This is a genomic window from Roseibium sp. AWQ4_254 (genome assembly GCF_056161025.1).
In genome coordinates, this window is sequence record NZ_JBSWYH010000012.1 from 36,576 (window position 1) to 60,804 (window position 24,229).

Annotated in this window: 20 protein-coding genes; 10 read left to right on the top strand and 10 right to left on the bottom strand. The window is 58.8% G+C overall.

The window, feature by feature from the left end:
- The first annotated feature begins 271 nt into the window (after nt 1–271).
- From ACXAIC_RS10925 to ACXAIC_RS10945, 5 genes are all read left to right on the top strand, one after another.
- On the top strand, nt 272–781 hold the full coding sequence (locus ACXAIC_RS10925) for a hypothetical protein (RefSeq protein WP_475177820.1): 510 nt from the start codon (nt 272–274) through the stop codon (nt 779–781).
- A gap of 386 nt (nt 782–1,167) precedes the next feature.
- Nucleotides 1,168–1,638 carry an acetyl-CoA carboxylase biotin carboxyl carrier protein gene (gene accB / locus ACXAIC_RS10930; RefSeq protein ID WP_475177824.1) on the top strand — a complete coding sequence of 157 codons (471 nt, stop codon included), beginning with the start codon at nt 1,168–1,170 and terminating at the stop codon, nt 1,636–1,638.
- Between the two features lie 14 nt (nt 1,639–1,652).
- On the top strand, nt 1,653–2,999 hold the full coding sequence (accC, locus tag ACXAIC_RS10935; protein WP_475177829.1) for an acetyl-CoA carboxylase biotin carboxylase subunit: 1,347 nt from the start codon (nt 1,653–1,655) through the stop codon (nt 2,997–2,999).
- Between the two features lie 52 nt (nt 3,000–3,051).
- Complete coding sequence (gene aat, locus ACXAIC_RS10940; protein ID WP_475177832.1) at nt 3,052–3,732, top strand: leucyl/phenylalanyl-tRNA--protein transferase; 681 nt, start codon at nt 3,052–3,054, stop codon at nt 3,730–3,732.
- Nucleotides 3,733–3,964: 232 nt separating this feature from the next.
- Entirely contained in the window at nt 3,965–4,960 is a 996-nt protein-coding gene (locus tag ACXAIC_RS10945; RefSeq protein WP_475177836.1) for a hypothetical protein, read from the top strand.
- 73 nt (nt 4,961–5,033) lie between these two features.
- Here the strand turns inward: ACXAIC_RS10945 and ACXAIC_RS10950 are convergent, their stop codons facing one another.
- The gene (locus ACXAIC_RS10950; protein WP_475177841.1) at nt 5,034–5,480 is read right to left on the bottom strand and encodes an MAPEG family protein; all 447 of its coding nucleotides are present in this window, start codon (nt 5,478–5,480) and stop codon (nt 5,034–5,036) included.
- 78 nt (nt 5,481–5,558) lie between these two features.
- The gene (locus ACXAIC_RS10955; protein ID WP_475177845.1) at nt 5,559–5,876 is read right to left on the bottom strand and encodes a YciI family protein; all 318 of its coding nucleotides are present in this window, start codon (nt 5,874–5,876) and stop codon (nt 5,559–5,561) included.
- Between the two features lie 106 nt (nt 5,877–5,982).
- Here ACXAIC_RS10955 and ACXAIC_RS10960 point away from each other — a divergent pair, with 106 nt between their 5' ends.
- Nucleotides 5,983–6,573 carry a TetR/AcrR family transcriptional regulator gene (locus tag ACXAIC_RS10960; RefSeq protein ID WP_475177851.1) on the top strand — a complete coding sequence of 197 codons (591 nt, stop codon included), beginning with the start codon at nt 5,983–5,985 and terminating at the stop codon, nt 6,571–6,573.
- An 83-nt stretch (nt 6,574–6,656) separates the two neighbouring features.
- Here ACXAIC_RS10960 and ACXAIC_RS10965 read toward each other — a convergent pair whose 3' ends face one another.
- Both ACXAIC_RS10965 and ACXAIC_RS10970 read right to left on the bottom strand, forming a co-directional pair.
- The gene (locus tag ACXAIC_RS10965; protein WP_475177855.1) at nt 6,657–7,043 is read right to left on the bottom strand and encodes an NADH:ubiquinone oxidoreductase subunit NDUFA12; all 387 of its coding nucleotides are present in this window, start codon (nt 7,041–7,043) and stop codon (nt 6,657–6,659) included.
- A gap of 137 nt (nt 7,044–7,180) precedes the next feature.
- On the bottom strand, nt 7,181–7,858 hold the full coding sequence (locus ACXAIC_RS10970) for a response regulator (protein WP_475177859.1): 678 nt from the start codon (nt 7,856–7,858) through the stop codon (nt 7,181–7,183).
- A gap of 669 nt (nt 7,859–8,527) precedes the next feature.
- Here ACXAIC_RS10970 and ACXAIC_RS10975 point away from each other — a divergent pair.
- Nucleotides 8,528–12,205: a vitamin B12-dependent ribonucleotide reductase gene (locus ACXAIC_RS10975; protein WP_475177862.1), complete on the top strand. Its 3,678-nt coding sequence runs from the start codon at nt 8,528–8,530 to the stop codon at nt 12,203–12,205.
- A 164-nt stretch (nt 12,206–12,369) separates the two neighbouring features.
- On the opposite strand, the gene ACXAIC_RS10980 is transcribed toward ACXAIC_RS10975, so the two are convergent.
- A complete protein-coding gene (locus ACXAIC_RS10980) occupies nt 12,370–13,011 on the bottom strand; it encodes a PEBP family protein (RefSeq protein ID WP_475177866.1) in 642 nt (213 codons plus the stop codon).
- 198 nt (nt 13,012–13,209) lie between these two features.
- Between ACXAIC_RS10980 and ACXAIC_RS10985 the strand changes: the two genes are divergently transcribed.
- Together ACXAIC_RS10985 and ACXAIC_RS10990 are read left to right on the top strand one after the other, a co-directional pair.
- Nucleotides 13,210–14,079, top strand: a complete 870-nt coding sequence (locus ACXAIC_RS10985; protein ID WP_475177870.1) for an ABC transporter ATP-binding protein — start codon at nt 13,210–13,212, stop codon at nt 14,077–14,079.
- On the top strand, nt 14,076–15,737 hold the full coding sequence (locus ACXAIC_RS10990) for a permease (protein ID WP_475177876.1): 1,662 nt from the start codon (nt 14,076–14,078) through the stop codon (nt 15,735–15,737). The genes ACXAIC_RS10985 and ACXAIC_RS10990 overlap by 4 nt, the downstream gene beginning before the upstream one ends.
- A 262-nt stretch (nt 15,738–15,999) precedes the next feature.
- Here the strand turns inward: ACXAIC_RS10990 and ACXAIC_RS10995 are convergent, their stop codons facing one another.
- The 5 genes from ACXAIC_RS10995 to ACXAIC_RS11015 form a co-directional block, all read right to left on the bottom strand.
- Nucleotides 16,000–16,290: a hypothetical protein gene (locus ACXAIC_RS10995; RefSeq protein ID WP_475177883.1), complete on the bottom strand. Its 291-nt coding sequence runs from the start codon at nt 16,288–16,290 to the stop codon at nt 16,000–16,002.
- A gap of 956 nt (nt 16,291–17,246) precedes the next feature.
- Entirely contained in the window at nt 17,247–19,691 is a 2,445-nt protein-coding gene (locus tag ACXAIC_RS11000; protein WP_475177887.1) for a GcvT family protein, read from the bottom strand.
- Nucleotides 19,692–19,711: 20 nt separating this feature from the next.
- Nucleotides 19,712–22,153 carry a GcvT family protein gene (locus ACXAIC_RS11005; protein WP_475177891.1) on the bottom strand — a complete coding sequence of 814 codons (2,442 nt, stop codon included), beginning with the start codon at nt 22,151–22,153 and terminating at the stop codon, nt 19,712–19,714.
- A 9-nt stretch (nt 22,154–22,162) separates the two neighbouring features.
- Nucleotides 22,163–22,873 carry a helix-turn-helix domain-containing protein gene (locus ACXAIC_RS11010; protein WP_475178308.1) on the bottom strand — a complete coding sequence of 237 codons (711 nt, stop codon included), beginning with the start codon at nt 22,871–22,873 and terminating at the stop codon, nt 22,163–22,165.
- A gap of 296 nt (nt 22,874–23,169) precedes the next feature.
- Nucleotides 23,170–23,700: a TetR/AcrR family transcriptional regulator gene (locus tag ACXAIC_RS11015; protein ID WP_475177896.1), complete on the bottom strand. Its 531-nt coding sequence runs from the start codon at nt 23,698–23,700 to the stop codon at nt 23,170–23,172.
- A 138-nt stretch (nt 23,701–23,838) separates the two neighbouring features.
- Between ACXAIC_RS11015 and ACXAIC_RS11020 the strand changes: the two genes are divergently transcribed.
- Complete coding sequence (locus ACXAIC_RS11020; protein ID WP_475177900.1) at nt 23,839–24,225, top strand: hypothetical protein; 387 nt, start codon at nt 23,839–23,841, stop codon at nt 24,223–24,225.
- Nucleotides 24,226–24,229: the final 4 nt, after the last annotated feature.

The following is a 24,229-nucleotide window of genomic DNA, read 5'->3' on the forward strand; positions in this document are numbered from 1 at the left end:
CAGGCCCCGTTTCATCCAGCTCAGCCAGCGTTTTCTCCTGTGCTGAAACCCTGGATTCAGGACAGTGTCAAGGACCCGCCGTTTGAAAACGGCGGAGCCTGGCAGAGAAGCCCTCCAGCGAGCCTCCCAGAAGCATTTTGCGTCTTTTGGGCCACATCCACGCCCCAAGACCCTGCCTGCGCGCATTTCTCAATGTGGAGATATTGCTATTTTTCACAATCCTGACCTACTTGCATCTGCTTTTTAACAACGAAGGTAGGTCCGTCACAAGATGCAGAAATTCAGCGCCGTTCTCCTGGCACTCCTTTTGGCCGCATGCGCAACGCCGATCACGGCGCCCGAAAGCGGGCCGGTCGCCTCCCTTCACGTAGTCAGCCCCAACTCGTCCTCCTCTCTTTTGTCCATGGACGTGCAGAACCTGTATTATAACTTCAAATCCCTTGACGGCTCCTGGAAGGGAGAACTCTTTGGCAGCGCCAACACGATCAAGGACAAGACGTTCCAGGTCCCGGCAGGCAAAGCTCTTGCCCTCGGCTTCACGATCTCGCAGGGCGGTGCCGCATTTGACGGCACGTGCGGCCTTGTCCTGGACACGGAGTTTAACATGGATGCCTCCTATCTGGCGGAGTTCACAACCACCCGGCTGCCGGGCTCCAAAAAAATCGGCGGCTGCACACTCAAACTGTTCCAGATCCAGGAAGACGGACCGCATGAGCTGATCGGAACCTATCCGGGCGATGCCCAGATCCGGAACTTCCGTGTCAAGGTGACCGTTCTCTAGACGATTGCCAGACATCGCTGCGCATGAGGTTTTTCCCACCCGGTTACGGCCTTAGACCCTCAAAGCGCACCACACGCAATGCCGGGCCGTTCCGATGGCCCGGACAGGCGGAAACAGTGCGAACTGATCCACCCGGGGCGATTTCCGGCAGTCTGGGCTTTTCCTTGCCGGAATGTATCCCTATAAGAACCACTGCATTGGCTCTTGGTACTCAGAGCCGAACAGTAATCATGCTTCAATCCTCACAGCTGGCCTCTTGCGGGACAGACGAAGGGATTTCAGCCGACGGACCGACCAGAGCCGGCCCTTCCCGAGAAGGATCACCGGCCAGCCCTTACAACAACTGGACTGGACGGACCCGCGGCAGTTGACGAGAGCCGAGTAGAATGTCTGAAGAAAAAAAGAACACAGAAACGGCCCTGATCCGCGATCTCGCGATCCTGCTGGACGAAACCAATCTGACGGAAATCGAACTGGAAAAGGGAGACACCCGTATCCGCGTCGCGCGGCAGGTGTCGATCACCGCTCCGGTCAATATGGCCCCGGCTCCGGCCGCAGCCCCTGTTGCACCACAGCCCGTTGCGGCTGCCGCCGAACCGGCTGCAGCGCCAGCACCGGCCTCCGGAACAACCGTTACCTCCCCGATGGTGGGCACCGCGTATCTGGCCCCCGAACCGGGCGCAGCCGCTTTTGTCCAGGTGGGTGACAAGGTGTCTGAAGGCCAGACGATCCTCATCGTGGAAGCCATGAAGACCATGAACAACATTCCGTCCACCAAATCCGGCACCGTCAAGCAGATCCTCGTGGACGACGCCCAGCCGGTGGAATTCGGCGAACCGCTTATTGTCGTCGAATAAGGAGCCGCCAGGCCATGTTCTCCAAGATCCTCATCGCCAACAGGGGCGAGATCGCGCTGCGTATCCTGCGCGCCTGTAAAGAGCTGGGAATTCCAACGGTGGCGGTCCATTCCACCGCAGATGCCAATGCCATGCATGTGCGTCTGGCCGACGAAAGCGTGTGTATCGGCCCTCCGGCCGCCCGGGACAGCTATCTGAACATCCCGCAACTGCTGGCTGCCTGTGAGATCACCGGCGCAGATGCAGTGCATCCCGGCTACGGCTTTCTGTCGGAAAACGCCCGCTTTGCCGAAATTCTGGAAGCCCACAACATTGAATTCATCGGTCCGACGGCCGAGCATATCCGCATCATGGGCGACAAGATCCAGGCCAAGCAAACGGCCCGGGATCTTGGTATTCCGGTCGTTCCCGGCTCTGATGGCGAGGTCAAGACCGGAGACGATGCCCACGCGATTGCCCGCGGCATCGGCTTTCCGGTGCTCGTCAAGGCCGCTGCAGGGGGTGGCGGACGCGGCATGAAAGTGGCCCTGACCGAGGCTGATCTGGACACGGCCCTCTCCACGGCACGCTCCGAGGCCAAAGCCGCCTTCGGTGATGACGCTCTCTATATGGAGAAATATCTCGGCAAGCCGCGCCATATCGAAATCCAGGTTCTGGGCGACGGCAAGGGCAATGCCATCCATCTGGGCGAACGCGACTGTTCGCTGCAGCGACGCCACCAAAAAGTTCTGGAAGAAGCCCCCTCGCCGTGCCTCAACGCACAACAGCGTGATGAAATCGGCGAAATTGTTGCCTCCGCGATGCGCAAGCTGAAATACCGCGGCGTCGGCACGGTCGAGTTCCTCTATGAGAATGGCGAGTTCTATTTCATCGAAATGAACACCCGCCTGCAGGTGGAGCATCCGGTGACCGAAATGATCACCGGTATTGATCTGGTCAACGAACAGATCCGCATCGCCGCTGGCGGCGATCTGGAGACCACTCAGGCCGATATCAGCTTCGAGGGCCATGCCATCGAATGCCGCATCAATGCGGAAGACCCGGTGACCTTCACCCCGTCTCCCGGCACGATCACCTATTACCATCCGCCCGGTGGTTTGGGCGTGCGCGTCGACTCCGGTGTTTATCAGGGCTACAAGATCCCGCCCTATTACGACAGCCTGATCGGCAAGCTCATCGTTCACGGGCGCAACCGGGTAGAGTGCATGATGCGCCTGCGCCGGTGCCTGGATGAATTTGTGGTTGACGAGATCAAGTCCACTATTCCTCTTTTCCGCGATTTGGTGGACAATCAGGACATCGCAAACGGTCAGTATGACATCCACTGGCTGGAGAAATATCTGGCTGACAAGTCCAGCTGACCGGGTTTGATGCGCGCGGGGCCTGCCCCGCGCCCCTGGGAAGTGAGGCCTTATGGCTGGCTACAAAGACGACATCGTCATGGAAATCACGCCGCAGGTTCTGCTCAAGGCCTATGCCTGCGGCCTGTTTCCCATGGCCGAATCCGCTGATGATCCCGGCCTGTTCTGGCTGGAACCGGAGCAGCGGGGCATTCTTCCTCTTGACGCGTTCCACCTTCCGCGCCGCCTGCGGCGTACCATCCGCAGCGACACGTTTGACATCCGGGTCAGCACGGATTTTAACGGCATCATTGACGGCTGCGCCGAACCCATGCCCGGCCGTCAAAAGACCTGGATCAACCGGGAGATCCGCCGCCTCTACGGTGAACTCTTCGACATGGGTTATTGCCACACGATTGAAGCCTGGCAGGACGGACAGATTGTCGGCGGCCTTTATGGGGTCAGCCTCAACGGCGCATTCTTCGGCGAAAGCATGTTCACCTTCCGCACGGATGCATCCAAAGTGTGCCTGGCCCATCTGGTCGCCCGGCTGATCGTCGGCGGCTATTCCCTGCTCGACACCCAGTTCGTGACCGATCACCTGAGCCGCTTCGGCACCTGCGAAATCTCCCAGGCCGACTACAATCAGCGTCTCTCGGAGGCCCTGAAACTGGAAACCGACTTCTATGCACTCTCCCCCCAGTCCAGCGGACAGGAAATCCTGACGGTACTGGACAGCTGGAAAAGCGCCTAGGAAATGCTGCGTTTTTCCAGTTCAATCCGAGTCCTGTGCGCTGAAATCCTGGCTTTATAGGCAGGCAAAGGCAACAGCTCTGGAGCGCTATACACACCAACAGCCTCACACCCATCACAATGTGCGGACCGGGTTGCAGTTGTTACCAAAGGCGATCCCTGCTAGCATTCCCTAAAGGCAGGACCCTTGACGGGTCCTTTCCCGGGCTCGTCTATAGGCGTTGGGGAACCGCATGGTTGGAGAGGTCAAGGACGCCGGAAACAGCAACGGACCCGCACGGCCGCCCGCCACAGCGCAGCCGGGAGAGCCTGTGGGCTGCGGCCCCGCCGCCGCACACATGTCTCAAAACAATCTGACATCCGAATTGAAAAAGGCGACACGGTCGGTGCGGGACTATATCACCCAGCCGGTGCGGCCAAGCGATCCGGACAAGACCATTGTCGACACCAAATTCAACAAGGATCTGGAGACGCTGCGCAGTCTGCATTCCTTCCTGATCCGGGAAGCCAAGACCCTTCCGGAAGAGTTTTCCCTTGGGCTGCTGAACCCGCTAAAAGCCGCCTCCCCCGGCCAGACCGGCCGGGCGCCCACGGCCGAGGAATGGCAGGCAATTGAGAAGAAGACCCAGATCCTCTTTGCCCAGCTGACCGACGCGGACCGCAAACGGTTTCTCGCCTCCCAGATGCCGAATTTCCTGCCCCGGATCGCCGTCTGGCTGGTGGCTGTCTCGATCGGGTCCATGATCCTGTCTGTGGTCATGGCCGAGCAGCCGTTGTTCAGCCCGGGGATCAACGGGGCGCTGATGGTGCTGTTTTTTCTGCTCTGGCTGATGTCCCTCGGGGCCATCGGAGCGGCCGCCTTTATCGGCTTCAATGCCATCTCGGTCAGCAGCGACATTACCTTCGACATTTCCGACAGCCGCTTCATCATCCAGCGGATTGTGCTTGGGGCTCTGTTCGCCCTGTTCTTCACCCTGCCCTTTGGCTTTCACGAATTCCTGAGCTTTGCCAAGAGCCTTAGCACATCGGCCCTGAACCGGACCACCGTGCCAACCCAATCGGATTTGGCCTTCACCAACCAGTCGATGCTGCTGATCATGCCCTTTGTGCTGGGCTACAGCACGTCTCTGGTCATATTGATTCTGAACAGGATGATTTCCTCAGCCAGCACCCTGTTCGGCGCCGATGAGACTGCCGCCAAGGCAAAAGCCCCAGTCAAAGGGCCGTAACGCCAGCCTTTCAGCGCCGTCTCCCTGCCAGGGGCCGCACGGAGACTGCGGCCGCTTCTGTCTTCGAGGAAAATCAGGCAAAAAGCCCGGCGAGAACCGCAGCCCCTCCCAGCACAATGTTGGTGAGGAGCCCGCCCACATAAGCCAGCGTGCGCGGTCCTCCGGCCTGCTTGCCAATGCCTGCATAATAGACGGCCCAGAACGCGAGCCGGAAAGAAAGATAAAGCCATGATAGCCCGTTGGTCAGTGACGCCGGAACGCCCAGAACGATGGCCACCAGAACAGCCAATGCAAAGGCCGGTGTGTTCTCGGTGGTGTTCTGATAGGTCCGCACGCTCCGGAAACTGAACTTGGAAAAATCATGCCGGAGCGGCATGCCCGGCACCTGTTCTCCGCTGGCATAGGCCAGCGGCGCCGTCAGAAACGACTGCACAAGCTGGGTCAGAACAAGAATGCCCAGAACCAGCATCGATGGCTTATAGGCGGCAAGACCGGGAACAACGTCCAAGAGAGAGGGCATCGGAAAACCTTTTTAATATTTCAGATTGGGTTGGCGCCCCCCCTCGAAGGTGAGCCCCAAATTTGCCGGAACGGCCACTTACATGGGCATATCGACCGCCTCGGCGACTTCCAGCGTGCCACCGCTGGTGACATGCGGGCAGGACGCGGCCATGGCGAGCGCCTCCTCCATCGTGCTGGCCTCGACAATGGTCACGCCCTGCAAAGCGGCCGGCCCGTCATAGTCTTGAACACCGGTTGCGCTGACGGATTTAGACGGGCCGACCGGGTATCCCGGATCGACAACGGCTGCTCCAAGCCGGCCACGCCAGGCCAACCAGTCCTGCATATGGGCCTGGCAGTTTTCCCTGGTCTGAACGTTGGGCGCGCCATGATAGGCGAAGATAAATCTGGGCATGGACCGTCTCCTTTTTGAACCTGTCCGCCATGGTTCCAGATGTCTTATTATGTTCAAGAACATATTTTGTGTTTGCGGTATGCCTTTGCGTTGAAGGAGAGATGCGATGCCCTATTCGGAAAGCCACAAGCAAAAATCACGCGCGAAAATCGTTGAAGCGGCGCGGATTCTCTTCAATCGTCACGGGTTTCAGGATGTGTCGATTGACGCCATCATGAAAGAAGCAGGGTTCACACGGGGCGGATTCTACAATCACTTTGCCAGCAAGGAGGAGCTCTTTGCGGAAGCCGTTTCCTGTTTTCTTATGGGACGGGGCGCAAAATGGCGGGAGGATGCCGGGATCGATCCCAGTACGCTGTGCCCGGAGATGGTCGAACACATGGTCGACAGCTACCTGTCTGCGGATCATCTGGGCGACTTGGATGGGCAATGCCCAATGATTGCCCTGCCTTCTGATGTGGCCCGTGGCAGCCCGCAGGTTCAGAACTCTTATCAGCAACTGCTGACGGCGATGGTCTGGCTGTTTGAGAACAATCTGGCAGAAGAAAACACCGCCACCCGCACAAAGGCGCTTTCCCTTGCAGCGCTTTGCGTTGGCGGAATGATCCTCGCGCGGACCTTGCCAGACTCAGCCCTAGCCACGGAGGTCAGACTGGCCGCACACACAACCGCGCGGGATGTGATCGCAGCAAGATGACGGGCAGATCGCCGGGGCCTGAAGGTTGCACGCTCTGACATTGAGGCGAACTGAACCACTCCCTCAGACGCGGCTCCCGCGGCTCAGTTCCCCGGGGTCCAGGCCTCATAATCGCCGGTCACATCGGGGCGTTTTTCCGGGGTCAGGATGGAACCGCTGGGGCGGTACGCCTCCGGCGTACCGGTCTTGTTGGCCTCATGGCCCTTCTGCCACAACTTGGCGTGATAGGTTTCTTCCGTCGGCGGCGTGTCGACCCGGTGATGCATCCAGCCGTGCCAGCCTGGTGGAATGGTGGAGGCCTCCGCAAGACCGTTATAAATCACCCAGCGTCTCTTGCCGCTGCGCTCTTTATAATATTTGTTACCGGCCGCATCCTCACCGACAAATACGCCCTTGCGCCAGGTGAAGAACCGGGTGCCCATCGTCTGGCTGTTCCACCAGGTGAAAATTTCCAGCAGCAGCGTTTTCATGGCCTGTCACAGGTCCCCTGATTGCCAAAGACAAAGCCCCGGCGCAGCACAGGCCGCGCGGCGGTTCCCGCTAAGTTATGGCGCCAAGAGGCCCATCTGTCCAGTGCTGCCGGGTGCCTTAAGACCCGGCACCAACCTCAATGAATCTTGAGGTCTTTCGATTTCACATAGCCCGCATTGCGAATGTGTTTGGCGGCGGCCGATGGCGCTTTTTCCACGCCGCCCTTTTTCACGCCGGCAAACACAGGGTCTTTCTTTGGCTTGTTGTCGAAGGCCTCTTCAACCACCTCTTCCACCTTCGCCCGTTTCTGGACGGCAACCCGGTGATAAAGGCGTGCTCCGGCAAGAGACTGCAGCTTTTCCGCCTGTTCATCCATGGACCGCTGAATGCCATAGATGTTGTAAAAGCCCGATTGTTCCAGAATGATCGGCCGGTCATCGGTCAACAGCCACTTCAGCCGTTTGAACAAGGTGGAGGGGGACAGCGGCTTGACCAGCACATGATGAGCCCCTGCCCTGAGCGCCTTGTCCACCAGCGGCCGCGTGCCATGGGCTGTGATGAACAGAATCGGCACGTAGCAGAGCGGCTCCATGTGGCGGTGGCGCACAAGGCGCAAAAACTGATAGCCGGAGGTCGGCTCCATCCGCCAGTCGGTCAGAATCACGTTGGGCGGCTCGGCGAGACTCGCCTCCAGAGCCTCATCAGCCGAATCAAACACCCGCACCCGGGCCACCTTGAAACTGAGCAGGATCGACCGCAGGATAGTCTGCATGGGTTTACTGTCTTCCACGACAACCGCGTCTATGTCTTCCATTGACAGCCCAAACGCTGCGTGGTGCTTCATAAAATGCGGCCCTCTGTCACCCGATTTGGGCCATTTAAGCACCCGCCGCTTAAACCGGGTTGAAGCTGGCAGATGCCATTTTCGTCAAATTTTCATAAAACTTGGGCTATATTCACACGTGACCGGCTCGAACCGGCACTGGCCCACCCCCGGCGAAGAAAAACAAGCGCGGATTTCCGGGCCAGGCCCCGCTCTCCACGGCGCTCCCCGCAATCCACATGCACCCACAATATTTTGCGTTTGCCCACAGGATGGGCACAAGCTGTTGTCACTCGCCGCTTGACCTTAAGATTTCGTTTACTTTATTTTCCCTACTATTGCGATGTGCGTAACAGGGGCTCCTGACGGCGCCCCAGTCATCCAGACCACGTAAGTATCAGCGTATCCGTTTCCGCGTTTTCCTCCAATACCGGAAGACGGCTTTTTGTGCGCTCTTGTCGGTGTGCATATCGTGACAAACCTGTTGATAGGCACTATATATAGTAGACCCAGCCGCAGGAAACGCTACATACAGGATCAACACCGGCTCTTGGCCGGCCGTGTCCAGTGACGAGGCAGGCGATTTCGCCACACCGGGCACATATCGGAATTGCACCGGCTCCAGAAAGAGCCGGCGGGGATACGAAGGGGACTGAGAGAATGCGGATTGAGCGGCGCTACACCAAGGAAGGGCAATCGCCCTACGCCGGCATCGAATTTCGGACTGCCACAAGTGAGATCCGCAACCCGGACGGGTCCATTGTGTTCCGGCTGGAGGACATTCAGGTCCCTGCCCAGTTTTCTCAGGTCGCCTCCGACATTCTCGCCCAGAAATATTTCCGCAAGGCCGGAGTTCCGGCCCGGCTGAAGGCGGTGGAAGAAAACTCGGTTCCCTCCTGGCTGTGGCGCCACGAGGCCGACGAGGCCGCTCTTGAAGCACTTGACGAAGACACCCGCTATGGTTCGGAAACCGATGGCCGTCAGGTCTTCGACCGGCTGGCCGGCACCTGGACCTATTGGGGCTGGAAAGGCGGCTATTTCGATCAGGAATCGGATGCCCAGGCCTTTTACGACGAGCTGCGCTACATGCTCGCCACCCAGAAGGTTGCCCCGAACTCCCCGCAATGGTTCAACACGGGCCTGCACTGGGCCTATGGCATTGACGGGCCGAGCCAGGGCCATTTCTATGTCGACTTCCAGTCCGGCAAGCTGACCAAGTCCAAGACCGCCTACGAGCATCCCCAGCCCCATGCCTGCTTCATCCAGTCGGTTCAGGATGATCTGGTCAATGACGGCGGCATCATGGATCTGTGGGTGCGCGAAGCGCGCCTGTTCAAATACGGCTCCGGCACCGGCTCCAACTTCTCCCATGTTCGCTCAGAAGGCGAAAAACTCTCCGGCGGCGGCAAGTCCTCCGGCCTGATGAGCTTCCTGAAAATCGGCGACCGGGCGGCCGGTGCCATTAAGTCCGGCGGCACCACCCGCCGCGCGGCCAAGATGGTGGTGGTCGATGTCGATCACCCGGATATCGAGGAATATATCAACTGGAAGGTCAAGGAAGAGCAGAAGGTGGCCGCCCTCGTCACCGGCTCCAAGATCTGCCAGAAGCACCTCAGCGCCATCATGCGCGCCTGCATCAATTGCGAGGCGGACAATGGCGATTGTTTCGACCCGGCCAAGAACCCGGCCTTGAAACGGGAAATCCGCGCCGCCAAGAAGATGATGGTGCCGGAAAACTACATCCAGCGTGTCATCCAGTTCGCCCGCCAGGGCTTCACCAAGATCGAATTCCCGACCTACAACACCGACTGGGATTCGGAAGCCTATCTGACGGTCGCCGGCCAGAATTCCAACAATTCTGTCAGGGTCACCGATGGCTTCCTGAAGGCGGTCACCGAAGACGGCACCTGGGATCTGACCGCCCGGCGCACCGGCGACACCTTGAAAACCGTCAAGGCCAAGGAGCTTTGGGAACAGATCGGCTATGCCGCCTGGGCCTCTGCCGATCCGGGCCTGCAATACCATACCACCATCAATGACTGGCACACCTGCATCGGCGATGGCGAAATCCGCGCGTCCAACCCGTGCTCGGAATACATGTTCCTGGATGACACGGCCTGCAACCTTGCCTCGCTGAACCTGATGCAGTTCCGCAACGAAGACGGTTCCTTCGCCATCGACAATTATGAACATGGCGTGCGCCTGTGGACCGTGGTTCTTGAAATCTCGGTGCTGATGGCCCAGTTCCCGTCCAGGGAAATCGCCGAACTCTCCTACAAGTTCCGCACGCTCGGCCTCGGCTATGCCAATATTGGCGGCCTCCTGATGACCTCCGGCATCCCCTACGATTCGCAGGAAGGCCGCGCGCTCTGCGGCGCGCTGACCGCCGTTATGACCGGTGTGGCCTATGCCACCTCTGCGGAAATGGCCGGAGAACTGGGGGCCTTTCCAGGATACAAGAAAAACGCCAGGCACATGCTGCGCGTCATCCGCAACCACCGCCGCGCCGCCCATGGCGAAACGGAAGGCTATGAAGGTCTGAACACCAATCCTGTTGCCCTCGACCATGCCTCCTGCCCCGAGCCCCTTCTGGTGGAACGGGCGAAAAAGGCCTGGGACAGGGCGCTCGAACTCGGCGAACAGAACGGCTTCCGCAACGCCCAATCGACGGTGATTGCCCCGACCGGCACCATTGGCCTGGTCATGGATTGCGACACGACCGGCATTGAGCCCGACTTTGCCCTGGTGAAGTTCAAGAAACTGGCCGGGGGCGGCTATTTCAAGATCATCAACCGGGCCGTGCCCGAAGCCCTGCGCAAGCTCGGCTATTCGGAAGCCGAGATCGGCGAGATCGAGGCCTATGCGGTTGGCCATGGCTCCCTTGATCAGGCCCCCGGCATCAATCCGGCGAGCCTCACCGCCAAAGGCTTTACTGCCGAGACCCTGGCCAAGCTGAAGGACGGCCTGAAATCGGCCTTTGACATCAAGTTCGTGTTCAACCGCTGGACCCTTGGGGATGAGCAGATGAAGGCGCTTGGGGTCACCGACGAGCAGCTGGACGATCCGGAATTCGACCTCCTGACTTTCCTTGGCTTCACCAAAGCCGACATGGAAGCCGCCAACACCCATGTGTGCGGCGCCATGACCCTGGAAGGCGCGCCCTTCCTGAAGGAAGAGCACTATCCGGTGTTTGACTGCGCCAATCCGTGCGGGCGCATCGGCAAACGCTTCCTGTCCGTGGAAAGCCATATCCGCATGATGGCGGCGGCCCAGCCGTTCATCTCCGGCGCGATTTCCAAGACGATCAACATGCCCAATGACGCGACGGTCGAGGATTGCATGGAAGCCTACATGCTGTCCTGGAAACTCGCCCTGAAGGCCAATGCGCTCTACCGGGACGGCTCCAAACTGTCCCAGCCGCTCAATTCCCAGCTTTTGTCGGAGGATGAGGACGAAGCGGAAGACGCTGTGGAAGAGATCGCCGCCAAGCCCCAGGCCGCCCACGCCGAAGTGGTGGCGGAACGGATTGTGGAGCGGATCGTGGAACGGGTGGTGCGCGAGCAGGAAAAGCTGCCCGCCCGCCGCAAGGGCTACACCCAGAAGGCCAAGATCGGCGGCCATACGGTGTTCCTGCGCACCGGCGAATATGATGACGGCCGCCTTGGCGAGATCTTCCTGGATATGAACAAGGAAGGTTCGGCCCTGCGCGCCTTCATCAACAACTTCGCCATTTCCGTCTCCCTCGGCCTGCAATACGGGGTGCCGCTGGAGGAATATGTCGACGCCTTCACCTTCACCAAATTCGAGCCGGCCGGCATGGTTCAGGGCAATGACGCGATCAAGAACGCGACCTCGATCCTCGACTATGTGTTCCGCGAGCTCGCCGTCTCCTATCTTGGCCGCCACGATCTGGCCCATGTGCCACCGGAAGTCTTCGGCTCAAACGGATCGAGCCCGGCCGCAAGCGAAGGCGCGGCCAAGAGCGGACAGGTGGTCTCCCACGGCCTGGTGCGCGGCCAGACCGAGCGCTTCCGCCTGGTCTCCGGCTCCGACCCGGCGGGGGAAACCACCGAGGCGATTTCCGTCCAGACTGCCAGCAGCCCCTCGGCCCAGGTGACGGCGGTCGCAACCGCCTTTGCCCGCGGGGCCGAAACCGCCGCCGTGGAGATCGCCCCGGCCTCTGCGCCCCAAACGGCCAGCGCCGCCCAGCAGATCGCCCAGGCCCGCATGAAGGGCTATGAAGGCGAAAGCTGCTCTGAATGCGGCAACTTCACCATGGTCCGGAACGGCACCTGCCTGAAATGCGACACTTGCGGCTCGACAAGCGGGTGTAGTTAAGAGCTGGTATTCTGTTGTTGTCCGTGACGGCATAGGATGGACTATTTAGGCCAATAAATGGCTCAAACCGCCCTGAAACACAAAAACCCGCCCATCGGAGACGATCGGGCGGGTTGTTTATGCAAAAATAAAGCGGACCGTTGATCCAAACCGCGACATCACACTCAGTTGACTGTCACACGACATAAAACAGTGTTGCTCTGCTCCAGATCCGCTCCCCAAATCAACCGCGCATCCGGCGACCAGCGAATGCGATCATAGCCCCCCTTTGGACTTACCTCACGTTCTGTGTAGATGCTCGCCTGGGGCCAGTGCGATGCATCAAATTCAGCTGTGTCCCAGCCCTCCGGTTCTTCCATTGCCTCAAAGGAGCAGGCCCCTTTCCCCGCGATCGGATTGTCTTCTCCCGCGCAAGATTTGTCCAATGGAGCCTTGTGGATGGTAAGGCATTGCCATGCGGCATCGCTGACAGAAACGTCCTTTCCTGCCGCATCCTTGATCTGGACGATCACACCGCCGTCGCCTATCTGCTGACTCCAGGTGCCAATGTATTCAAGCCCGGTATCATTTTCTTTGAAGTCCTTGGCAATCAAACCAATTACAAAGGGACGCTCTGCTTCGAAGGAAAAGCTTTCAGCATTGAACGAGCGCTCGGTTGTTATCGGGACACTGTCTTCTGCGACTTTCTGACCGTTGACCCGCATTTCAAACCAGTTGTCCGCCCAGACATCGGCTGAAAAACTGTCCGCCATCACAGCGTTTGAGGAAAATGAAAGGAAGGTTATCGCGAAGAGAGCTAATCTCATGGGGCACTCCTATTGACTTAACGCGCAATCGAAATTTCCTATCACAGCTTCTTCATGCACACATCGTTGTATTTGTATCGTTTTGTAGCGCTGTCTCAGGAGGTGGACCTGTCGCGCTTTTTTGCCCCCTCCAAGACTTTACCCTCGTGAAAGGTCCCCTCGGTAAACTGGCTGAAAATGTTGTCAGGCGAGAAACCGATGCCGTCCTCCAGATCCCCGTCCAATGCCCCTGCCCTTGACATTTCCGGTCTTCACAAGCGCTTCAGCGCGCCTGCGGTGGATGGCCTGTCCCTGAGCGTGCGGGGCGGTGAGTTTTATGCCCTGCTGGGGCCGAACGGGGCGGGCAAGACGACAACGCTGCGGATGGTGGCCGGACTGCTTGAGGCCGATGCGGGAGCGGTTGCGATCTGCGGCATCGACGCCTTCGCGGACCCTGTTGCCGCCAAGCAGGTGCTCGCCTGGGTTCCGGACGACCCCATGGTCTATGACAAGCTGACGCCGCTTGAATATCTGGAATTCGTGGCCGGTCTCTGGAGCATGGAGCCGGACCTTGCACGGTTCAAGGCCGACGCGCTGCTGGACTCCTTCGGCCTTGCTCCCCATGCCCATGAGCGCTGCGGCGGCTTTTCCAAAGGCATGCGCCAGAAAGTGGCGCTGGCCGGAGCCCTGATCCATGAGCCGCGCCTGATCATTTTGGATGAGCCGCTCACCGGGCTGGATGCCGGGTCCGCCCGGCAGGTCAAGACAGTGCTGACCGGCCTTGTGGACCAGGGGGTGTCCATCATCATGACCACCCATATTCTGGAGGTCGCGGAGCGCATGGCGGACCGGATCGGCATTATCGCGCGCGGACAGCTGGTCGCCGAAGGCACGCTTGAGGAGCTGCGCGGCCAGGCAAAAGCCGGCGGCCAGTCGCTTGAGGACATTTTCCTGGAGATTGTCGGCGGCGCCGAACCAGGCTCTCCCGATTCAGGCGCTCCCGATTCTGGCATTCTCGATTCTGGTATTCCCCATCCAAAAGCTCCCGGGCGAGACGTGGACGCCTCCGCCTGCGGGAAAGTCGCATGAGCGCAAGCACGGCCCCGTCCGCCCTCAGACGGTTTGCAAACCATGAAGTCCGGCTCGCCTGGCGCGACTGGGCCTGGATGTTTTCCGGCTGGCGCAACACGAGCCTTCGGCGCGCGCTTCTGGGCATGGGGGTGTTTTATGCGGTGATGCATCTCATCGCCTATGCGGTGCTTGCCCCCCGGCTGACTGCCGCCTTCACGCTGACCCAGACCGAGCTGGCCATGCTCTCCGTCACCGTCCTGCTCAGCCTCACCATGATGCTGTCCCAGGCAATGGAGTCGGTCACGCGCGCCTTTTATGCCCGCGATGACCTTGACCTGATCCTGTCCTCCCCCGCCCCGTCCCGCGATTTGTTTCTGGTACGCATCGTCCTGATGGCGCTGACAAGCTGGGGCATGTCGGCACTGGTCATTTCGCCCTTTCTCAACATAGCGGTGGGGCTTCACGGGGCGCACTGGCTTGCGGGATATGTGGTGCTGCTGGCCGCCGCGCTGACAGCGACCGGTGCCGGGGTGCTGATCACGCTTGCGCTGTTCCGCACGGTTGGCCCGCAGCGCACGCGCCTGTGCGCGCAAATTCTGGCCGCCATCGTCGGGGCCGCCTTCCTGATCGGGATGCAGGTGGTTGCGGTCCTGTCCTTCGGCTCCCTGTCCCGGTTCACGCTTTTTGATCCCGCCTTTCTGGCCGCCCATGCGCCAGATGCGGCCTCGCTCTGGTGGTTCCCCGCCCACGCGGTGGCCGGGCAGCTGCCTACCGTGGCTCTGGTCTTTGTGGTCTCTGCGGTCTTTTTCGCGCTGGCCGCCTGGCGCGGTGCGGTCCAGTTCCGCTGCATTGTCGTGAAGGCCCTCGGGGTCACGGAACAGGCCGCGCGCAGGCGCCGCTCCAGGCGGGCCTTTCGCGGCTATACGCCGCTCGGCGCCCTGGTTCACAAAGAGCTGACTCTCATCGCCCGCGATCCCTGGCTGGTGTCCCAGACCTTGATGCAGGTTCTTTATCTCATCCCGCCCGCCCTTATGCTCTGGGTCAGTTTTGGCAAAAACACGGAGGTTTCCGTGATCATCGCCCCGGTGATCGTCATGGCCGTCGGCCAGCTTGCCGGCGGGCTGGCCTGGTTGACCATTTCCGGCGAGGATGCCCCCGATCTGATTGCAACCGCACCGGTCACGGCCTTTATCCGCCTCTGGGCGAAGGTCGCAGCGGTCTTGTTGCTTGTCGCCGCGCTCTTGCTGCCGATCACCCTCGCTCTGGCATTCCTCTCGCTCTGGGGCGCAGGCGTCACCTTCACCGGCGCCATGATGGCGGCCGCAAGCGCGATCCTGGTTCAGCTCTGGTTCCGGGCGCAGGCCAAACGCACCACCTTCCGGCGACGGCAGGTCGCCTCCAAGGCCTCGACCCTCGCGGAGGCCGCCGCCTCCCTGGCCTGCGCGGCCGGCACCGCCCTGATTGCGGCGGGCAACCCGCTTGCGCTTCTGCCCGCCCTGCTGCTGTTCAGCGTGCTCGGGATCGCCTGGAGCCTCCGCCCCAAACGCCAGACGCCACCAGTCTCCCTGCCTTCTCGTGCCAGTCCCAAGGATGCAAGAGGGCAGCCTGCCGGCCCAGAGCAAAGCGCAGATCTAGGCGGAGCGCAGTCCAGAACACACAGCGGGGCCAGCCTGTGACGGAACCGCAGCCTTTGCGGGCAGCTCACCCCATTCTCGTTTAGAAGAAACCGATCTGATCGCTTTTGGAGCCCTTTCAGCATGAGCATTGTTCGGTTTTAAACCGCCCCAAAACGCCCCTGTTGAAAAAGCGATCCGGTTTCCGCTGCTGTGCCACTCGCGGATGAGGACCTGCCGGTCTTGTTGCAGATCTTGCCCGCGATCCTGTCGCGCTGCGATCTTTGCCGAGCCGCAAAACCTCCAAAACCGCTCAGATGGGTCTCTATCCATTGAATTTGGTATGCTGGACACTTGCACTGACCTCACTCAGCTGATCGGCGCCCATGGGATCGGGAACAAAACCATAGACGTAGCTGGCCAATCCCGCCCTTGCGCCGTCCACCGGCAGCCCCATGGCAACAACCTGATACCCGTTGAAGGTGCAGGTGGTCAGGTGAACCGGAGTGGTGCGGCTGTCAGGCCGCTCCATACGCAGCGCAAGGCGGTCATTGTCGGCCCGTATCTGCCACGGGCCCTGCCAATCAAGACGGTCTGGGCGTAACAGAGCATACATGCAGGAGGCCACAGAGCGGACAGCCAAACGGACGGGAGCAAATTTAACAAACTGAAACTCGGTACGAAACATGTCAAATCGCGTGTTTTGGAGTTGGCTTGAAACACCAACACAAGTTGAAAACGGCCACGTCAAAATTACTGACCCAGATTCAAGCCCATTCTGCGGCAGACCTTTAAGTTTGTGGACATCCTGTTAGGTTTTTCAGTCTCTGGCCTGTCTGCAGTTGGCGGACTGATCATTTATTTTATGATCAGACAGGTTATCTGTTCTGAAAGATAGACCGTTGAAGGCGGTTTCTCTGGCAGTGCCTGTCCACTTTTCCGTGTCCGGGACAGGCGGCGGCAAGATGCTCCACTTACCCGGTCAACCAGACCGGGTCGCGCGATGCCCCTAGCCGTTGAACGGAATTGGGGCATCAATTAGCCCAAGTTCAACCGCGCTTGGTATATAGACGCGCTCTGCCGGTGCCGGCAGCGTTCAAAAACGGTTTAAGGACTGCAATCAACTTTCGCAAAGTGTTCATTTTGCGGATGAAGCGATCTCTTTTCCCGAATGGAAGGTTTCAGGATGGAACAGGGTGCGGCAAGGCAGTGCCAGAACGAAAGAAGCGATCCGCTGACGATGGACATTGCATTCCGCCGCCACACGCTCCCGCCTCCAGGCGATGACCTTTCTCCCTCTATTCAAAATCCGCCATCTGCCCAATTCCTCGCAGCACCAATGCTTGCAGTGTCACGGCATCGGTCAAACGCACGATGTCAATGCTGAACCGGGAGGCCGAAGCCAATCTCGACGACTTCAACTGTGCAAACGACCCTGTCCGCAGCTTGAAAGCCAACGCGGCCACTTCCACACGAAGCCATCTGAAAAATCAGTCTCAATCCGATCTTTTGAGTACCGCCACAGAGCAGCCAGAAAGTGTGCGTCCATTTAACAGGATGGCAAACTTCGCTTCAGATCTTCACCCGTGCCGAATTCGGGTCATACAGGGGAGCGAGAGACGGCTTGGCCGATACCCGCTGGCCGGCGATCTCGATGTCAAAACGCGAAGCCAGAAGATCGTCTGCCGTTTCGCCCACACACGGCACATAGCCCATTCCGACAGCAGCGCCGAGCGTATGGCCATAGTTCCCTGAGCTCAAATAACCCACGATTGAGCCGTCCCGGATGATGGGTTCGGCGTGATACAAGAGTGGTTCTGGATCGCTCAACAGGAACTGCACCATTCGTTTTTGCAAACCTTGCTCGCGTTTGCGCAAGACCGCGTCCCGGCCGATATAGTGGATATCTGATTTCTTGACGGCAAACCCGAGACCAGCCTCCAAAATATGGTCTTCGCTTGAAATATCGTGGCCGAAATGACGAAAGCCCTTCTCAATCCGGCAGCTGTCCATCATGTGCAGCCCGCACAGCTTGGCCTCCAAATCCCGGCCGGCATTCCACAGAACTTCAAAAACATGGGCGGCCATGTCTGACGATACGTAGATCTCCCACCCAAGTTCTCCGACATACGTCACACGATGAGTCCTGGCGAGCCCCATGCCGATTTCAATCTCCTGACAGGTTCCAAAGGGGTTCACATCATTGGTGAAGTTGTTTGGCGAGACTGTTTGCAGCAATTGCCGGGAATTGGGGCCCATGACGCATATCACAGCTTCTGCTGCGGTCATGTCGGTCAGGAACACCCGGTCGTCCTTGATCTGGCGCAGCATCCAGGTCTGATCGGCAAGGCGTGTCGCCGCAGGTGTCACCACGATATAGGCGGTTTCAGACAGCCGAGTGACCGTGACATCCGCCTCAATACCACCACCGGCGTTCAAAAACTGGCTGTAAACGATCTTACCGACCGGTACGGACAAATTGCTGGCTGCAACACGGTTCAAAAATGCTTCAGCATCGGGCCCTTCGACACGGATCTTGCCGAAGGAAGACATATCGTAGATCCCGATGTTTTCCCGGACCGCCCTGTGTTCCAAAGCGGAGTTTTCAAACCAGTTCTGCCGCTTCCAGGAATATGCATATTCCGGCGACTGACCTGCATTTGCAAACCAGTTCGCACGCTCCCAACCTGCAACTTCCCCCATGACGGCGCCTTCAGCCTTGAGCGCCTCATGCAAGGGAGACCGGCGGATGCCGCGTGCCGTCGCTTTCTGGCGATAAGGGAAGTGATCTGCATAGAGCAGGCCCAGGGTTTCCTTTGATCTTTCGAAAAGGTAGGTCTTGTTGCCCTGAAACGGTTGCATGCGCATGATGTCGACATCACCCAGGTCGAACGGTTTCTCGCCGCTGTCCATCCAATGCGCAAGGGCCATGCCGGCGCCACCTGCAGACTGGATGCCGACGGAATTGAAACCGGCGGCCACCCAGACATTGTCCATCTCAGGTGCAAGTCCCAGATGGTAAGCGTCATCCGGCGTAAAGCTTTCCGGTCCGTTGAAGAACGTCTGGATACCCGTTTCTGCCAATAGCGGAAGCCGGTTCACCGCCTTTTCCAGGATTGGCTCGAAATGGTCAAAGTCTTCAGGCAACTGATCGAATTCGAAATCCTCCGGAATTCCCTTCATCGCCCAGGGCTTTGCTTCCGGTTCGAATGCACCGAGCATGATGCTGCCCGCATCTTCCTTGTAATAGGCACATTCATCCGGCACGCGCAGCACCGGTAATTGTGTCAGACCCGGAATTTTTTCGGACACGATATAGAAGTGTTCACAGGCGTGAAGCGGGACATTGGTGCCCATCTGCCTGCCGACGTCATGCGCCCACATGCCAGCGCAATTCACCACGTGCTCACACGTAAGGGTACCTTCACCCTCCTGGTTTTCCCATTCAACGCCGACAATCCGGCGGCCGTCTTTGACAAAGCCCGTGACCTTTGTGCGCTCCAGCACTCTGGCGCCGCGCAGCTTTGCCCCTTTTGCCAATGCAAGCGCGATATTGGACGGGTCACCTTGGCCATCGAGAGGAAGATAGACGCCGCCGACAACATCCTCACAGTTGAGATGCTCATATTTGGCTTTGATTTCACCTGGGGAAACCGCCTCAACGTCAACCCCGAAAGCACGCGCCATTGAGGCCTGACGCATCAGTTCTTCCTGACGCTCGTTCGTCAGGGCGGCCGTGATGGAGCCTACGCGTTTAAAGCCGGTGGACAGACCGGTTTCCGCTTCAAGATTGCCGTAGAGCTCCTGGCTGTATCTGGCCAGACGGGTCATGTTCTGGGTTGCGCGCAGCTGAGCGATCAGGCCCGCCGCATGCCAGGTGGTGCCGCAGCAAAGCTGCTTGCGCTCCAAAAGAACAACATCTTTCCAGCCCAGTTTCGTCAGATGATACGCGACCGAACATCCGATCACGCCGCCGCCAACAATGACGACGCGGGCACTCTTTGGTGGAATTGCCATTTCCATGTCCTTCTTGAGCCTCAGGCGCGAATACGCGCATTTTCTGGATCCCAGAGGGAAGATGTTGCCTGAATTTTGGCGCTGAGGCGCTTCCCGTAGACGTCGATCTCAACAAAGCCGCCGGCTTCTGCCACCTCCGCGTCCAGCATGGCAAGGGCAATGGCGGCATTCACCCTATACCCATAGGCAGCCGAGGTGATTTCGCCAGCTCTCCTGCCGTTTGAGAAAACAGCCGCCATATAGGGTGCATCCTGTGACCCCGTTTCCACGATCAGGGTCACAAGACGTCTTGCCGGGCCGTTTTCCGCTTCGGCTGCAAGTTCTGCTTTGCCCGGGAAATCTTCTGGCTTGTCCAAACGTACAAACCGCGCCAGACCGGTCTCCAAAAGGCTGTAGCCAGATGACAGGTCTCCCTTCCAGGTCAGGTATCCTTTCTCGATCCGCATGGAATTGAGAGCGTACATGCCAAAGGGTCTGGCTCCCGCCTCACGTATAGCCGCATAGACTTCCCGGGTCTCGGAGGTCGCCACGTGAACTTCCCAGCCGAGCTCACCGGCAAAGGACACACGTGCCAGCATGACGGGTTTGTCAGCAAGGGTCGCAGTTTGATGGGTCAACCAGCCGAGGGACAAATCTGCATCGCTTAATTGCGCCAAGAGATCCCGTGATTTTGGCCCTGTGACCAAGAGGGCAACAGTCTCCTCGGAAACATCTTTCAAGGTCACCGTGTCCGGCAGATCTTTGGCCAGGAGTTCCTGATCATGCCAAAGTGCCGCAGCCGCAGTGACAAGGGTAAAGGCGTCTTCCCCATGGCGCAGGCATGACATTTCGCTCAGCACACGGCCGCGCGCATCAGAGAAGTATAGAAGGGCCATTCGTCCGATCTTGGGCAAGGCGCCGGCGGTCTTGCCGGCCAACCAGTCCGCAGCTCCCGCACCGCTCACGGAAAAGCGCGAAAAACCGCAAATATCGATGACGCCGACACCGTCCCGAACCGCCTCAACCTCTTCCCGGATCCGAGGCTCCCAGGGACCCTTGCGATCCCAGGTCTGCGTCGCACGTTCAGAAGTATCGTCTCCTTCTCTTGCAAACCAGTTTGCACGTTCCCAGCCGCCATAGGCGCCCATTTGCGCACCGTCACGGATCAAACGTTCATGGTTTGGGGAGAGCTTCTTGTTGCGTCCGGCTGACCATTCATGATGCGGGAAATGCATAGCGTATTCGTGGCCATACGTTTCGCTCGCCTTTGCCCGGCTGTAGTCAGCATCGGCAAAACCCGTATAGCGGCGCGGATCGACGGACCACATATCCCATTCGGTATAACCATGCATTATCCACTCGGACAGGATTTTGCCAGCTCCACCGCCTTGGGCAATACCGAAGGTAAAGCTATGGGCGTCAAAAGCGTTGGGAACACCCGCCATGGGACCCAGCATTGGCAGTCCGTCCGGTGCGTAGGGAATGGGACCATTGATATTGCGTTGAACCCCGCGCGACCCCAGAAGCGGAACCCGTTCCATAGCATCCAGGATGTACAGTTCCAGCCTGTCAAGATCGTCGGGATACAGCTGGAAGCTGAAATCGTCAGGCATGGGGTCGTCGTCGTTGACCCAAGCGGCCTGACAATTGCGCTCGTAAGGCCCGAGATTCAGCGAGTAGGTATCCTGACGAAGATAGTAGGATGTATCTACGTCGCGCAACAATGGCAGCTTGCGGCCATTCTCCTTGGTCAAGGCTTCGATCTCGGGAACCGCCTCAGTCAGGAAGTATTGGTGGCTCATCACGGTCAAAGGCAATTGGCGCCCACCAAAGGGCAGAAACCACTTCGCGACACGGTCCGCATAATATCCCGCAGCATTCACCACATATTCGCAGCGGATATCCCCATTTTCAGTGTGAACAATCCATTCGCCATTGTCCTGGGACACACCCGTCGCCGGGTTGAAACGGACAATTTGCGCCCCATGGGTGCGCGCCCCCTTGGCCATCGCCTGCGTCACCTGTGAGGGATCGATGTCGCCGTCCAGAGGATCCCATAGACCACCTTCAAGGTCGTGTGTTTCCATGAACGGGAAATGCTGCTTTAGCTGCTCCGGCGTACACATTTCCATGGTGAGATCCAAATGACCTGCCATGTCGCGCACCCGCTCGAATTCCATCATACGTTCTTCTGAGTGGGCGAGACGAACCGAACCGGTCACATGGTAGTTGATCGGGTAATCCACTTCCCTCGCCAGATTGCGATAGAGCGCAAGACTGTAGCGCTGCATATTCAACACACCGTAGTTGGTCGCATAATTAGGTGTGTTGCCTGCGGCGTGCCATGTCGATCCTGCAGTCAGTTCATTTTTCTCCAGCAGGACACAGTCAGACCAGCCCGACTTTGCCAGATGATATAACACCGAGGTTCCAACGATACCGCCGCCGATGATGACAACACGTGCTGTGGAAGGAAGTGCCATGGTCAAACCTCAATAAACGGGGGGAGAGATGACCCAGATTGCGAGCGCAGGGTCGTGATAAGGGTTTGCCCAACGGTATTCCGAGCCTTTGATGCGGAAACTGTCGCCGGCATCGACCGTGAATTTTTTCTCCGCGATCCAGATATCCAGTTTACCGGAAACGAGGTAGACGACTTCCGTTGTCGCGCGTTTCCTGGCCTTGGAGAGTGAGGATCCAGGCAAAAAGCTGGAGTGAATGACTTCGAAGTCATCCGTGAGATCGGGAGAAATAAGCGTTTCGAACAAGCCGTTGTCGCGTTCACCAATTTCCCGGCGTGCTGCTGCACGAACCACCACACCCCGTTCTTCCTCTGGAGCGTCAGCAATACCGAAGAAAATTGAAACCGGCGCCTTCAGTACGCGAGCGATTTTGTGAAGATCATCCACTGACGGCTTTGATTTGTTGCGTTCGACCTGCGAGGCCCATCCGACGGATTTCCCAAGCGCACGCGCCAGATTCTCCAAGGTCATCTTGCGGGAAACGCGCAAGGCGCGAATATCTTGTCCGACTTGATGTTTTCCAGACATTCCCTCCCCTTTCAGCCTCGTGACCTGCACCTGAGATTGTCTGCACGCCGGACAAATGAAAAATAACAAGAAATTTTCACAGCCGCAAATGAAAATTTGTCCGCAATTTTCACGCGCCAAAACCTGTCTTGTTTCGAGAAATATCTCCAACATACGCAGCACGGTTTTCAGGTGCTCATTTCGGCTGAGGGAAGAGCCTCACACTCCAACAGTTCTGCCGAGCAGCAAAATGATGTGATTGATCGCCTGCAAAAGACCGGGAACACTCCAAGTGTCGAAAGACCCGCAAAATAAAAGACGGCGCAAAAACAACAGCTGGTGGCCTCAGAAGAAGAACGCCGCCCTTTGGCGCACGCTACCATCCAATGGCTTCAAACCGTTTTGTCTCTGTCCGTTGAACTCTTTGATTTAAGGCCGCGAAAGGCACATCTGATGCAATGCGGGGCGCTTCAGGCTTTTGATCCTGGGACTTCAGCCGCCCGGCGCAGCGCGTCTTGCAGCGCCATACCGTCCAGGGTTGCCAGGAGCCTGCCGGCGACCTGCCGCCTGTCCTGACCCGGCTGCAGCAGAAGACGCGCTGCAATCCAGCTTTGAAAATCCTCGGACATTTTCAGCGCCGCACGGGCCTGGGGGCCGCCGGATCTCGCCCCGGCAGCGGCCAGTTCCAGAAGCAGGATCAGGGGCTGGCGCAAATGCGGGGCCCGGCTTTCGTGCCAAAGGCGCTCCAGCAAAACCTCCGGCGGCAAGCTGCCAACTGCGGGAAACGCGCGCCCAAGAGCTGTCTCAATCTGACCGGCGATATGGTCAAACACCGCCTCCAGAAGGGCGTCCTTGTTCTTGAAATAATAGAGCAGCATCCGGTCACTTGTCCCGGCCGCCACCGCCAGAGCGCGCAGCCCGGACGCAGCCAGACCCTGTTCGGCCAGATGGGCTGCCACCCTGGCCACAAGCGCCGCTTGCTTTGCCTCTCTTGGTGTCATAACAGAATTGTAGCAGTTGCTACATTTTCCTACAATGACGCGACCCTGGCACAAAAGACTGCCCGCACAGGCCAGCTCAAAAAACGGCCCAGCTCCTGCCCGCTGGACCGGCATGCCAACATTCAAAGGAGCCAACCCATGACATTTCTGGATCCGATCCAGGGCAAATCCCCCAGCCTGCTCCAGCTTTTCACCTCCTACGGGATTGGCGTCGGAGCCGCAGCGCTCGTACTCACGCAGCTGGACTTCACCTGGAAAACCGCACTGCTTGCAGCGCTTGCCTTTGACTGGTGCAGTGGTCTGGTTGCCAACGCGGCCCCGCCCGTTCGTGGCTGGTGGCGCACGCGGCCCGGCCTCAGCCGCGCCTTTCTGCCCTTTCACCTTATGGAACTGCCGGTGATCTACTGGCTCACCGGCGGAGGCACGGTGTTCTATTGTTTTTGCCTGGTGATGGCTGCCAAACTGGCCATTTTTGAACTGGGCAAGGAGCGCTACGAAATGCCCCGGGATCCGGCGCAGGGATAGGCCG

Bases quoted from the DNA above. Each gene is read 5' to 3' on its own strand.
- ACXAIC_RS10990 (WP_475177876.1), top strand. From the start codon at position 14,076: ATGAGCGCAAGCACGGCCCCGTCCGCCCTCAGACGGTTTGCAAACCAT.
- ACXAIC_RS10925 (WP_475177820.1), top strand. From the start codon at position 272: ATGCAGAAATTCAGCGCCGTTCTCCTGGCACTCCTTTTGGCCGCATGC.
- ACXAIC_RS10970 (WP_475177859.1), bottom strand. From the start codon at position 7,858: ATGGAAGACATAGACGCGGTTGTCGTGGAAGACAGTAAACCCATGCAG.
- accB (WP_475177824.1), top strand. From the start codon at position 1,168: ATGTCTGAAGAAAAAAAGAACACAGAAACGGCCCTGATCCGCGATCTC.
- ACXAIC_RS11020 (WP_475177900.1), top strand. From the start codon at position 23,839: ATGACATTTCTGGATCCGATCCAGGGCAAATCCCCCAGCCTGCTCCAG.
- ACXAIC_RS11010 (WP_475178308.1), bottom strand. From the start codon at position 22,873: ATGTTGGAGATATTTCTCGAAACAAGACAGGTTTTGGCGCGTGAAAAT.
- ACXAIC_RS10980 (WP_475177866.1), bottom strand. From the start codon at position 13,011: ATGAGATTAGCTCTCTTCGCGATAACCTTCCTTTCATTTTCCTCAAAC.
- ACXAIC_RS10955 (WP_475177845.1), bottom strand. From the start codon at position 5,876: ATGCCCAGATTTATCTTCGCCTATCATGGCGCGCCCAACGTTCAGACC.
- ACXAIC_RS10965 (WP_475177855.1), bottom strand. From the start codon at position 7,043: ATGAAAACGCTGCTGCTGGAAATTTTCACCTGGTGGAACAGCCAGACG.
- aat (WP_475177832.1), top strand. From the start codon at position 3,052: ATGGCTGGCTACAAAGACGACATCGTCATGGAAATCACGCCGCAGGTT.
- ACXAIC_RS11000 (WP_475177887.1), bottom strand. From the start codon at position 19,691: ATGGCAATTCCACCAAAGAGTGCCCGCGTCGTCATTGTTGGCGGCGGC.
- ACXAIC_RS10945 (WP_475177836.1), top strand. From the start codon at position 3,965: ATGGTTGGAGAGGTCAAGGACGCCGGAAACAGCAACGGACCCGCACGG.
- ACXAIC_RS10960 (WP_475177851.1), top strand. From the start codon at position 5,983: ATGCCCTATTCGGAAAGCCACAAGCAAAAATCACGCGCGAAAATCGTT.
- ACXAIC_RS10985 (WP_475177870.1), top strand. From the start codon at position 13,210: ATGCCGTCCTCCAGATCCCCGTCCAATGCCCCTGCCCTTGACATTTCC.
- ACXAIC_RS10975 (WP_475177862.1), top strand. From the start codon at position 8,528: ATGCGGATTGAGCGGCGCTACACCAAGGAAGGGCAATCGCCCTACGCC.
- ACXAIC_RS11005 (WP_475177891.1), bottom strand. From the start codon at position 22,153: ATGGCACTTCCTTCCACAGCACGTGTTGTCATCATCGGCGGCGGTATC.
- accC (WP_475177829.1), top strand. From the start codon at position 1,653: ATGTTCTCCAAGATCCTCATCGCCAACAGGGGCGAGATCGCGCTGCGT.
- ACXAIC_RS10950 (WP_475177841.1), bottom strand. From the start codon at position 5,480: ATGCCCTCTCTCTTGGACGTTGTTCCCGGTCTTGCCGCCTATAAGCCA.
- ACXAIC_RS11015 (WP_475177896.1), bottom strand. From the start codon at position 23,700: ATGACACCAAGAGAGGCAAAGCAAGCGGCGCTTGTGGCCAGGGTGGCA.
- ACXAIC_RS10995 (WP_475177883.1), bottom strand. From the start codon at position 16,290: ATGTATGCTCTGTTACGCCCAGACCGTCTTGATTGGCAGGGCCCGTGG.